Annotated in this window: 9 protein-coding genes and 1 riboswitch; of the genes, 4 read left to right on the top strand and 5 right to left on the bottom strand. The window is 76.0% G+C overall.

The window, feature by feature from the left end:
• Positions 1 to 58 precede the first annotated feature (58 nt).
• Positions 59 to 1,402 (bottom strand): precorrin-6Y C5,15-methyltransferase (decarboxylating) subunit CbiT, encoded by a 1,344-nt coding sequence (gene cbiT / locus AC0VX6_RS11895; RefSeq protein WP_274977577.1) that lies wholly within the window; start codon positions 1,400 to 1,402, stop codon positions 59 to 61.
• 50 nt (positions 1,403 to 1,452) lie between these two features.
• A riboswitch (cobalamin riboswitch) is annotated at positions 1,453 to 1,594 on the top strand.
• Positions 1,595 to 1,628: 34 nt separating this feature from the next.
• Between cbiT and AC0VX6_RS11890 the strand changes: the two genes are divergently transcribed.
• The 3 genes from AC0VX6_RS11890 (at position 1,629) to AC0VX6_RS11880 (ending at position 5,985) form a co-directional block, all read left to right on the top strand.
• Positions 1,629 to 3,722, top strand: coding sequence for a VWA domain-containing protein (locus AC0VX6_RS11890; protein WP_475469318.1), 2,094 nt, complete (start codon positions 1,629 to 1,631; stop codon positions 3,720 to 3,722).
• Complete coding sequence (gene cobO / locus AC0VX6_RS11885; protein ID WP_061078750.1) at positions 3,722 to 4,336, top strand: cob(I)yrinic acid a,c-diamide adenosyltransferase; 615 nt, start codon at positions 3,722 to 3,724, stop codon at positions 4,334 to 4,336. Before AC0VX6_RS11890 ends, cobO begins: the two co-directional genes overlap by 1 nt.
• 86 nt (positions 4,337 to 4,422) lie before the next feature.
• The gene (locus AC0VX6_RS11880) at positions 4,423 to 5,985 is read left to right on the top strand and encodes a cobyrinate a,c-diamide synthase (protein ID WP_475468609.1); all 1,563 of its coding nucleotides are present in this window, start codon (positions 4,423 to 4,425) and stop codon (positions 5,983 to 5,985) included.
• A 219-nt stretch (positions 5,986 to 6,204) separates the two neighbouring features.
• On the opposite strand, the gene AC0VX6_RS11875 is transcribed toward AC0VX6_RS11880, so the two are convergent.
• On the bottom strand, positions 6,205 to 7,380 hold the full coding sequence (locus AC0VX6_RS11875; protein WP_274977575.1) for a winged helix DNA-binding domain-containing protein: 1,176 nt from the start codon (positions 7,378 to 7,380) through the stop codon (positions 6,205 to 6,207).
• 131 nt (positions 7,381 to 7,511) lie between these two features.
• Between AC0VX6_RS11875 and AC0VX6_RS11870 the strand changes: the two genes are divergently transcribed.
• Positions 7,512 to 8,186: a TetR/AcrR family transcriptional regulator gene (locus tag AC0VX6_RS11870; RefSeq protein WP_475468607.1), complete on the top strand. Its 675-nt coding sequence runs from the start codon at positions 7,512 to 7,514 to the stop codon at positions 8,184 to 8,186.
• An 85-nt stretch (positions 8,187 to 8,271) separates the two neighbouring features.
• Here the strand turns inward: AC0VX6_RS11870 and AC0VX6_RS11865 are convergent, their stop codons facing one another.
• The 3 genes from AC0VX6_RS11865 to AC0VX6_RS11855 form a co-directional block, all read right to left on the bottom strand.
• A complete protein-coding gene (locus tag AC0VX6_RS11865; protein WP_274977573.1) occupies positions 8,272 to 9,108 on the bottom strand; it encodes an NAD(P)H-binding protein in 837 nt (278 codons plus the stop codon).
• A gap of 359 nt (positions 9,109 to 9,467) precedes the next feature.
• Entirely contained in the window at positions 9,468 to 10,187 is a 720-nt protein-coding gene (locus AC0VX6_RS11860; RefSeq protein WP_274977572.1) for a cobalt-precorrin-6A reductase, read from the bottom strand.
• A complete protein-coding gene (locus AC0VX6_RS11855; RefSeq protein ID WP_475468605.1) occupies positions 10,184 to 11,761 on the bottom strand; it encodes a cobyric acid synthase in 1,578 nt (525 codons plus the stop codon). The genes AC0VX6_RS11860 and AC0VX6_RS11855 overlap by 4 nt, the downstream gene beginning before the upstream one ends.
• Between the last annotated feature and the right edge of the window lie 25 nt (positions 11,762 to 11,786).

Here is an 11,786-nt window from a genome sequence, read left to right as displayed (position 1 = left end):
CGCCACGGTGTGCCACATCCGCCCCGGCCGGGAGCGGCCGACCAGCCCGGGGGCGCGGTCACTCCGGTCGTTGCCGGGAGGGCGTGACCAGGCACCACTGGGTGACCGTACGGGCGGGCGTCCAGCCGGTGAACGCGCCGATGGGCGCGGTGGTCTCGACGGCGATCCGGGTCAGCTCGCCCCCGTGGCGCCGGTGGGCGTCGGCGAGCAGGTGCTCGGTCTCCAGCGTCACCCCGTGCACCACGATCCGACCTCCCGGCCGCAGCGCCCCCAGGCAGGCGTCGAGCACGCCCGGCCGGGTCGCGCCGCCGCCGACGAACACCGCGTCGGGCGCGGGCAGCCCGGCCAGCGCGTCCGGCGCGCGGCCGGTGACCACCTCCAGTCCAGGAACGCCGAGGCGGCCCGCGTTGCGGCCGATCCGCGCGGCCCGTCCGGGGTGGGCCTCCACCGCCGTGGCGGTGCAGGAGGGGTGGGCGCGCATCCACTCGACGCCGACCGATCCCGCGCCCGCGCCCACGTCCCACAGGTGCTGGCCGGGTGAGGGCGCCAGGCGGGCCAGCGCCGAGGCGCGCAGGTCGCGCTTGGTGAGCTGCCCGTCGTGTTCGAAGGCGTCGTCGGGCAGCCCCGCGACCAGGCCGTATCCGGGCGGGCCGAGGAGTTCCAGGGCCAGCACGTGCAGCGGGGGCACCGTGCCGGGAGATGAGGCGAGCCAGTGGTCGGCGGTGGTCTCCAGGCGCGATTCGGAGTCCGCGCCCAGGTCGCCCAGTACGGTCATCCGGCTGGCGCCGTAGCCCGCGCCGACCAGCAGGGCGGCGACCGCGGCGGGGGTGGCGCCGTCGGAGGAGAGCACCAGGACGCGGTGGCCGGGGGCGAGCTGGCGCAGCAGCAGGCGGGGGTCGCGGCCGACCAGGCCCACCACGGCGCAGCGTTCGGCGGGCCAGCCCATGCGGGCGCGGGCCAGGGCGACCGAGGAGACGGCGGGCTCCACCCGCACGGCGTCCGCGCCCAGCAGGTCGATCAGGGTGGTGGCGATACCGGACACCAGGGGGTCGCCGGAGGCCAGCGCCACTGTGGAGGGGGTGTCAGGGGAGGCGCTGCGGGTGGAAGCGGTGTCGGCGGAAGCGGGGCCGGCGGACGCGCCGCCGGTGGACGCACTGCCGGCTGAGACGGCGTCGAGTGAGGCCAGCAGTGGCGGCAGGCCCTCGCGCAGGGGTGAGGGCCAGGCCCGGCGGCGCTGCCGGGGCCGGTCGGGGAGCATCGACAGATGCCTGCGCCCGCCCAGCACGGTGTCGGCGGCCAGGACGAGTGCGCGCAGCCGCTCGGGCAGACCGGACCAGCCGTCCGCACCGATGCCGACGACGGTGATCCTGGGTTCGGGGGGAGGGGGCGCGTCATCCTTCATTCCTCGGACGCTATCGTGGCGGCAGGCGTGAGGTGCCCCAACGGCCCAGCCATCGGAAACGGTGGGGACGGCCGACGGGGAGAATCTGGGAAGCCCGGTGAGACTCCGGCACAGGCCCGCTGCGGTGAACCGAGCCTTCCGTCCAGGAAGGACCCGGCAAGTCCGAAGACCGGCCTCGCGCCCGTCCCTTACCGATGGCGACATGAGCGGGAGCCTCTACATGCCATTGCGGTCACCGCACTACCCCTTTTCCGCGATCGTCGGCTGCGACGCCGAGGAACTCGACGACCTGGGCCTGTCCCTCGTCCTCACCAGCGTCTCGCCTGAGATCGGCGGCGTCCTGGTGCGCGGCGAGAAGGGCACCGCCAAGTCCACCGCGGTCCGCGCCCTGGCCTCCCTCCTGCCGCCCGTCGACGTCTACCAGGGCGACCGGTTCTCCGTGGACCCCGCCGACCCGGCGCAGCACTCCCCCGACGGGCCCTTCGGGTCCGGCACGGCCGTGGAGAGCCGCCCGGTGCGCCTGGTCGAACTGCCCGTCGGCGCCACCGAGGACCGCGTCCTGGGCTCCCTGCACCTGGAGCAGGCCCTCACCCACGGCAGGGTCGCCTACGAACCCGGTCTGCTGGCCCGGGCCCACCGCGGCATCCTCTACGTCGACGAGGTCAACCTCCTGCACGACCACCTGGTGGACCTGCTCCTGGACGCCGCCGCCACCGGCCGGGTCACCGTGGAGCGCGACGGGTTCTCCGTGGAGCACGCGGCCCGGTTCCTGCTCATCGGCACCATGAACCCCGAGGAGGGCGAGCTGCGCCCGCAACTCCTGGACCGGTTCGGGCTCACCGTCGAGGTCGCCGCGCCGTCCGAGCCCGCGACCCGCGCCGAGGTGGTGCGCAGGCGCATGTCCCACGACGCCGACCCCGCCGCCTTCGCCGGTCGCTACCACGAGGCGGAGAAGGCCCTGGCCGAACGCATCGCGGCGGCCCGGGAGGCGCTGGGCCGGGTGCGCCTGTCCGAGGCGGCGCTGCTGAAGATCGCCGAGGTGTGCGCGGCCTACGACGTGGACGGCCTGCGCGCCGACATCGTGACCGCGCGCACGGCGATGGCGCACGCGGCCTGGGCGGGCCGTACCCGGGTCACCCGGGCCGACATCCGCCGCGCCGCCACGCTCGCCCTGCCGCACCGGCGCCGACGCAACCCCTTCGACGCGCCGGGACTGGACGAGGAGCTCCTGGACCGGATCCTGGGCGACGAGGAACCGCCGCCCGACCCCCCGGAGCCGCCGGGCCCGCGGGGAAGCGACGACGGCGACGGCTCCGAAGCCCCGTCGGACGCACAGGACCCACAGGACCCCTCCGACGACGCCGGTCCCCCGGATCGCTCCGGGGGCGCCGGGGACGCCGAGACACCCGGCGCCGAAGAGGCCGACCGGGAGCACTCCCCCGCCTCCGCCGAGCACGCCCCCGACGACGCCGAGGACGACTCCCCCGAGCACCGCCCCTCCGGCGCCCCACCGGCCACCGCCAGGGCCGCCGCCCCCTACCGGACCCGGCTGCTCACCGTGCGGGGCTCCGGCGAGGGCGCCGACGGCAGGCGCAGCCGGGCCGTGGGCACGCGGGGCCGCCGGATCGGCGCCGCCGCGCCCGGACGGGGTTCGGGCAGCGCGGTCCACCTGGTGGAGACCGTGCGGGCCGCCGCGCTGCGGCCCCAGCACGGCGGCCGCCTGCGGCTGCGCCCCCGCGACCTGCGCGTCGCGGTCCGCGAGGGGCAGGAGACCAACCTGGTGCTGTTCTGCGTGGACGCCTCCGGCTCCATGGCGGCGCGCAGGCGCATGACCGAGGTCAAGACCGCGATCCTGTCCCTGCTCCTGGACGCCTACCGGCGCCGCGACAAGGTCGGCCTGGTCACCTTCCGGGGGCGCGAGGCCGAACTCGCCCTGCCGCCGACCCGGTCGGTGGACGTGGCCGCCGCCCGCCTCGACGACCTGCCCGCCGGGGGGCGCACCCCGCTGGCCGAGGGCCTGGAGGAGGCGGCCCGCGTCCTGCGCCGCGAGCGGCTGCGGGACCCGAGGCTGCGCCCGCTCCTGGTCGTGGTCACCGACGGCCGGGCCACCGGCGGCAAGGGTGCGGTGGGCCGCGCGATGGCCGCCGCCGACCACGTCGCCGGACTGGGCGTGACCACCGTCGTGGTGGACGGCGAGTCCGGGCCGCTGCGCCTGGGCCTGGCCGCCGCCCTGGCCGCCCGTCTGGGCGCCGACCACATGCCCGTCAGCGAGGTCAGCGCCGACGCGCTGGGCACCGCCGTACGAGAGAGGGCCGCCTGATGCCCAAGGGACAGCCGCTCGTCGTCCCCGACGACGGGCTCACCACGCGCCAGCGCCGCAACCAGCCCCTGTTCGCCGTGCACACCGGTGACGGCAAGGGCAAGTCGACCGCCGCGTTCGGCCTCGCGCTGCGCGGCTGGAACCAGGGCTGGCGGATCGGGGTGTTCCAGTTCGTCAAGTCGGCGAAGTGGCGCATCGGCGAGCAGACCGTGCTGGAACGCCTGGGCGAACTGCACGAGCAGACCGGCGAGGGCGGCCCGGTCGAGTGGCACAAGATGGGTTCGGGCTGGTCGTGGAGCCGCCGCAAGGGCGACGCCGAGGACCACGCGGCGGACGCCGCCGAGGGCTGGGCGGAGATTCGGCGAAGGCTCGCCGACCAGACGCACGACCTGCTCATCCTCGACGAGTTCACCTACCCGCTCAACTGGGGCTGGGTCGATGTCGAGGACGTCCTGGCCGCCCTGCGGGACCGCCCCGGCCGCCAGCACGTGGTGATCACCGGCCGCCGCGCCGACCCGCGGCTGCTGGAGGCCGCCGACCTGGTCACCGAGATGACCAAGGTCAAGCACCCCATGGACGCCGGGCGCAAGGGGCAACGGGGGATCGAGTGGTGACCTCCCCCGGAGCTTGCGGGGGTTCGGCGGGAGACCGGGACACCGGGAGACCGGGGTCGGCCGGGCCGACGGCGCTGCCCCGGCTGATGATCGCCGCTCCCATGACGGGGCAGGGCAAGACCACGGTCGCGACCGGGCTGATGGCGGCGCTGCGCGACGCCGGGCACGCGGTGAGCGGGCACAAGGTGGGGCCCGACTACATCGACCCCGGATACCACGCCCTGGCCACCGGGCGTCCGGGCCGCAACCTGGACCCGCACCTGGTCGGCGAGGAACGCGTGGTGCCGCTGCTGCTGCACGGGGCGCGCGGCGCGGACGTCGCCGTCGTCGAGGGGGTCATGGGCCTGCACGACGGGCGGCTGGGCACCGACGGGTTCGCCTCGTCCGCGCACGTCGCAGCCCTGACGCGGACACCGGTGGTGCTGGTGGTGGACGTGTCGCGGATGTCGCGTTCGGTGGGCGCGCTGGTGGCGGGGATGGCCGCCTACGACCCGGCGGTCGAGGTGGTCGGGGTGATCCTCAACCAGGCGGGTTCGGCGCGCAACGTCGCCGAGATCATCCGGGCCACGCACCTGCCGGTCCTGGGCGTGGTCCACCGCGACGAGCGGCTCGCCAGCCCGTCCCGGCACCTGGGGCTGGTCCCGGCGTCGGAGCGGGCGGAGTCGGCGCGCGTGGTCGAACGGCTCGGGGAGCACGTCGCGCGCCAGGTGGACCTGGACGCGCTGCTCGCCGTGGCCCGCTCCGCGCCCGCGTTGGAGGCCCGCCCGTGGGATCCTGCACGGGCGCTGGGGGCACCCGCTACGGGAATCCCGTCCGGGGACCCGGCGCGGGAGACGTCAGTTCCCGGTACTCCGCTCGAAGACCCGGCGCGGGCACGGGAGAACTCGGGTCCCGGTACTCCCCTGGGAGGTCCGGCATGGGCGCGGGAGGCGTCCCGCGCTTCCCACGCCGCACACACAGACCATGAGCCCCACACGGCTCGTGTCCCCGGCGGCCCCTGTGATCGTCACACAGCCCACACGGACCACGGCCCCCACGAGCCCCCCGTGCCTCGGCGGCCGGTGGTCGCGGTGGCGGGCGGCCGGGCCTTCACCTTCCGCTACGCCGAGACCGAGGAACTGCTCGCCGCCGCCGGGTGCGAGGTCGTCGCCTTCGATCCGCTGGGCGACACCGCGCTGCCCCCGGGCACCCGGGGCGTCTACCTCGGCGGCGGCTTCCCGGAGGTCTACGCCGGTGAGCTCGCCGCCAACCGCGGCCTGCTGACCCAGTTGCGCGAGGCGGTGCGGGAGGGGGTGCCGACCGTCGCCGAGTGCGCGGGCCTGCTCTACCTGGCCGAGTCTCTGGACGGCGAGCCCATGGCCGGGGCCGTCCCCGCGCGCGCCCGGATGACGGGGCGGCTCACCCTGCGCTACCCCGAGGCGGTCTCACCGGGGGACACCCTGCTGACCCGGGCCGGGGAGCGGGTCACCGGGCACGAGTTCCACCGCACCGCGACGACCCCCGGCGCCTGCGGCGACCGTCCGGCGTGGGAGATCGGGGGCGCGCCGGAGGGCTTCGCCTCGCCGACGCTGCACGCCTCCTACCTGCACGTCCACTGGGCCGGTCACCCCCGGCTCGCCGCCCGCTTCGCGGAAGCCGTGCGCGCGTAGCACCCGTTCCGGTCCCCGACGGACCGTTCCTCCTGACGGCCCGCGCCGGACCGGCCGAAACCGCCGCCTTTTCCGGTCAGGCCGGGTGCGACCGCGGACCGGGTGCCCGCCGCCCGGTTCCGGCGTGCGTGGTCGGGAATCGGCGCCGGGGGTACGGACGCGACGACCGCTCCCCCGGCAGCCGGAGGGCCGCCCCGTCACCGCTGGGTCAGGCCGCCCTCACTCCCACGCGGCCCGGGCGGCCCTCATCGCGGGCGACACGTAACCGGTGCCGATCCGCACACCGCCCAGCCACTCGGTCAGGCGCGCCGCCTCCTCCCCCAGGGCCCGGCGCGTGGCCGTCGACACCGGTTCGAGCAGGTGCACCCGGACCGCGCCGGAGCCGTCCTGCACCCACGTCCCGACCACGCGGCCGTCCGCCCAGGCCGTCGTGCCCGCGTTGCCGCGGTTGTCGAAGAGCTGCGCGCGGTGCGGGCCCAGGTAGAAGTCCCGGCCGCGCCAGCCCATGACGGTCGGGTCGAGCACCGGCAGCAGGGCGACCCACGGGCCCGGGTCGGCCGCCTCGCCCAGGTCGTCGGGCAGGAGCCAGCCGGTGGCACCGCCGTCGAGGGAGACCATGACCGCGCCGAGTTCGGCCAGAGCCGTGCGCACCGCCGTCTTGGTGGACCCCAGCCACCAGACGATGTCGTCCTCGGTACCCGGACCGAAACTGTGCAGCCAGAGGCGGACGAGCTCCCGGTAACCCTCGGCGGCGCTCCACGGGGCGGGAACGGTGTCGAGCCAGTGCCCGGTCAGGGTCCACCGCGGCTGCGAGACCGCGAAGCGGCCGGTGTTGGCACCGCGCACGATGTCGGCGGCTGCGCCGAGGAGGGTGAGCACCCGCGGCGCCGACCAGACCTCTCCCGCCGACCCCGCCACCCTCACGTTGATCCTCGGCACCGCCCGGCGCACGTCGGCGGCCACCAGACCCCCGGGTTCGTCGGCGAGCAGGGCCAGGACCTCGGCCCGGGCCCGGTCGAGCCAGGCGTCGCCGTCGTCGGCGATCCCCTCCCTGGCCAGGTCCTTGCGCATGCGGGCGCGCTCCGCGGCGGCGACGCGCGCGGAGGCGCTCGGCCACACGGCAGGCAGCAGTTCGCGCGGGAAGACGAAGAGCGTGCGCCGCATCGCCAGCTGCTTCACCAGCCGCCGCTCCCGGTAGAGCGCCCTGTCGAGGTCGGCCACGGTCAGCGAGGGCACGCGCGCCCGGCACGACAGGTAGACGGTGGCCGGTTCGGTGGCGTGCAGCGCGGTCACCGCCCGCGTGGCCGCCTCCGGGGAGTCCGCGTGGAAACCCGCGGCCAGGGCGTGCCGAACCCCGATGCGGGCGCGCCGTTCGTCGTCACTCACGTGGTGCATCGGCTCATCGTGCCACACCGTCCGGACATTTCGATACAAACCAGTTCCGGAACTGTTCCGTTCCTGAACTACTCTGTTCCGGAACTGGTGTGTATCGTTCCGACCAGCGGTGAGACGAGGAGGGGACCGCCATGACACGAGACAGCGACACCCGCGCCCCCGCCGCGACCGGCGACGGCCCCGCGCGCCCCGGACGCAGGCGGGACCGCTCCCGTGACGGCGCCATCCTCGACGCGACGCTGGAGGTCCTGGCCGACTCCGGGTTCGCCGGACTGACGATGGACGCCGTCGCGGCCCGCGCCGGAGCCGGGAAGGCCACGCTCTACCGCCGCTGGCCCTCCAAGACGGAACTGGTGATCGACGCGGTGGCGCGCATGAAGCGCGAGCAGGTCGACACCGGGAGCCTGCCCGACACCGGCGACCTCCGGGAGGACCTGCTCGGCCTGTTCCGGCCCCAGTCGGCGCGGGAGGGCGAGCGCAGGCTCCGGATCATGGCGGGGCTGGCCTCGCTGCTCGTCCAGGATGAGGCGTCCGCCGACGCCGTCGGCGCCGCGATCGTCCAGCCCTGGGCCGAGGCCCACCGCTTCCTCATGCGGCGCGCCGTCGAACGCGGGGAGGCCGCGGCCACGGCCGACGTCGACACCCTCTCCCAGGTCGTCGCGTCGATGGCCGCCTACCGCGCGCTCGTCCAGCGCAGGCCCTTCGACCGGGACTTCCTCGTGTCGCTGGTCGACGGCGTCCTGATGCCCGCGCTGCGCGGGCCCCGGGCCGAGCCCCCTCCAGCGCAACCGGAGCACACGTCCTGACCGGCCGGGCCGACCGCCCCCGAACCGGCCGGGGACCCGGGGCGGGCGCCTCCGCGGGCGGTCCCGGCCCGGAGCCGCCGGACGGTCACCGCCGCCAGGCTCCCGCCGCCGCGGCCCGGACCACGTAGTCCTCGAAGGTGCGTGGAGCGCGCCCCAGCACGGTGGCCACACCGTCCGTCGTCCCGGCGAGGACCCCGCGCTCCATCAACACGAACATCTCGGCGACGTGGCGGGCGTCGCCCTCGCCCCAGCCCTCCTCGACCAGCGACGCGACGTACTCGTCGGAGGAGACCTGCTTGTAGGCGATGGGCAGACCGGAGGCCCGGGAGACCAGTTCGGCGGCCTCGCCGAAGGTGAGCGCACGCGGTCCGGTCAATTCGTAGATCCGGCCCCCGTGCCGACCGGTTTCGGTCAGCACCACGGCCGCGACGTCGGCGACGTCCTCCAGGTCGATGAACGGCTCGGGAACCGCGCCGGCCGGGAGCGCCAACTCCCCCGCGACCAGCGGGGCGTGGAAGAGGTCCTCGTCGAAGTTCTGGTCGAAGTTCGACGGCCGCAGAACGGTCCACTCCAGGGACGAGCCCCGCACGGCCTCCTCGGCCGACCGCATGTCCAGGCCGAACGCGGAGTCTCCCCAGGTGTCGGAGCCGCGCCCGGAGAGCAGGACCAGCCGCCGCACGCCGGCCTCCTCCGCCTTGGCTACGAACTCGTGCACGGGTCCGGGCACGGTCGGGGGCACGACGTAGACGGCGGTGGCGCCGCGCAGGGCCGCGTCCCAGCCGTCGGGGTCCGACCAGTCGAAGCGGGTCCGGCTGGTCCGGGAGGCGGTGCGCACCCGCGTGCCGCGCAGCCGCAGTCGGGCGGCGACCCGTCGGCCGGTCTTGCCGGTGGCGCCGAGGACGAGGGTGGTGTCGTTGCTCATGGAAGCGATTCAACGGCACCCGCCCGGACGAATCCATGGGCGAGAAGCTGCGATACCTTCGCCATCGTCCAGCCCGCTGGAGCGGACGCGCGCGGCGGGCGCCGCGTTCGTCCGAGGCTCGGCGCAGCGCGCTCCGGGTACCGATCTCCGGGGTCAGGGCGTGGACGTCCCCGGCGGGCGTCCCCGGCTGTGGGCCACGTGACGAACCGCCTGTCCTGTTGGACTGGCCGAAAACGGTGCTGGTGCGGCATGAGGGTTCTGATCTGCGGTGATCTCGTACTCGTAGCGAGGCCGGAGCACCGAGGCGCGCCACGAGCACGAGATCAGCGGGGAGAGGGCGGGCCGGTGGACCTCCACCGTCACCCCAGGGCGGTCGCCCAGGCGAACGCCGCGGCCACGTCGTGGACGGTGGGCACACCGGCCGGGCCCGGCGGGCGCCGCACCACCACGACCGGAACGCCCAGCATCCGCGCGGCCTCCATCTTGGGCCAGGTGTAGGCGCCGCCGGAGTCCTTGGTGACCAGCACGTCCGCGCGGTGCCCGCCCATCAGGTCCAGTTCGCCGTCGAGGGTGTACGGCCCCCGGCTGGTCAGCAGCGACCACGTCCGGGGCAGCGCGGCCTCGGGGACGTCCACCACCCGGGCCAGGACCGCCCGCCGCCCCAGCCTCGGCACGAAGCGGGCGAGTTCCTGGCGGCCCACCGTGAGGAAGGGGCGCTCCCCGAGCGCCGCGGCCCGCTCCGCCGCCTCCTCGTGCGTGGCGGCGTACCACCAGGCCGGATCGGGGTCCCAGCCCGGCCGCTCCAGCCGCAGCAGGGGAAGGTCCGTGCAGGCCGCCGCGGCGTTGGCGGTCATGCCCAGGGCGAAGGGGTGGGTGGCGTCCACCACCGCGTCGTAGGAGGCCAGCGCCGCGCGCAGCCCCGGCACTCCCCCGAAGCCGCCGATCCGGACCCGGCCCACCGGCAGGCGGGGCCGGGCCACCCGACCGGCCAGCGACGTGGTCACGTCCACGCCCGCCCCGACCAGGAGGGCGGCCAGCTCACGGGCCTCGGACGTTCCCCCCAAGAGCAGCAGCCTCACCAGGACACCTCCGCCCCGGACCCGCGCCGCGAACGGGCGGCGGACGGGGCCCCCGGGGCCAGCGCGGGCAGACCCGCCGGGGCGCCCTCGCGGGCCAGGGCGAGCAGGGCGTCCACGTCCAGGTGCTCCTCCGCCAGGTCGGCGAGCAGATCCAGGCGCCGCTCCCGGGCGGCGGCGAAGCGCACCCCCGAGGGCGCGCAGCCCAGCGCCTCGGCCAGGAAGGCGGCGCGGAAGGCGTCGCCCTCCAGGCTGCCGTGCCACATGGTGCCGAAGACGTTGCCCGCGCGGGCACCGCCCAGGAACCCCTCCGCGCCGCCGCCGACCGTGACCCGGCCGTGGTGGATCTCGTAGCCGTGCGCGGGCGCCCCGAGCGCCTCCCCCGAGGGCAGGCGCAGGGTCTTGTCCGCGGTGAAGTCGGTCCGGGCGTCCAGCAGCCCGAGGCCGTCCGCGCGCGCCCCGGGTCCGGCCTCGACCCCGTCGGCGTCGGTGACGGTGCGGCCGAGCATCTGGAACCCGCCGCAGATCCCCAGCAGCGGCCGACCGCGCCGGGCGTGCTCGACGATCGCCCGGTCGAGCCCGCGCGAGCGCAGCCAGGCCAGGTCGGCCAGGGTGGAGCGGGTACCGGGCAGGACGACCAGGTCGGCGTCGGCCACGTCGCGCGGGCCGGAGGCGAAGACGACGTCCAGGCCCGGTTCCAGCCCGAGGGCGTCCACGTCGGTGAAGTTGCTGATCCGGGGCAGGCGCACCACGGCCACCCTCAGTCCCTCTCCCCCGCGCGTGCGGCGGCCCTCCAGGTCCAGGGCGTCCTCGGAGTCCAGCCACAGCCCCGGGTCCCACGGCAGGGTGCCGTAGACCCGGCGGCCGGTGAGCCGTTCGAGGTCCTCCAGGCCGGGCCGCAGCAGCCCGGGGTCCCCGCGGAACTTGTTGACCACGAAGCCCGCGACCAGCTCCTGGTCGGCGGGCTCCAGCAGGCCCACCGTGCCGTACATCGCGGCGAAGACGCCGCCCCGGTCGATGTCGCCGACCACCACCACGGGTAGACCCGCGTGCCGGGCCAGGCCCATGTTGACGTAGTCGCCCGCCCGCAGGTTGATCTCGGCGGGGCTGCCCGCGCCCTCGGCGACGACGACGTCGTGGCGGGAGGCGAGGTCGTCGTAGGCGGCGTGCGCGGCCCGGGCCAGGTGGCGGCGGCCCGCCTCCCAGTCGGCCGAGGAGACGTCCCCGGCGGGATGGCCGAGCAGGACGGCGTGGCTGCGCCGGTCGGTGCCCGGTTTGAGGAGCACCGGGTTCATGGCGGGCTCGGGCACGGCACGGGCGGCCAGGGCCTGCACCCACTGGGCGCGGCCGATCTCCGCCGGACGGCCGTCGGGGCCGTGGCAGACCATGGAGTTGTTGGACATGTTCTGCGCCTTGTAGGGGGCGACCCGCGCGCCGCGGCGCGCGAAGACCCGGCACAGGGCGGTGGTGACCACGCTCTTGCCCGCGTCGGAGGTGGTCCCGGCGACCAGCAGCCCTCCTCCGCGGCCCACCGGGGTCTGCGGCCCGGCGGCGCCTCCAACGGACGCGCTCCGCACGCGGCCCTCCCCTCCTCGTCGCGTG

The sequence above is a fragment of the Nocardiopsis sp. iso_25 genome (assembly GCF_056173305.1).
The sequence above is the reverse complement of the archived record's forward strand: the minus strand, read 5'-3'. Positions and strand labels throughout refer to the sequence as shown.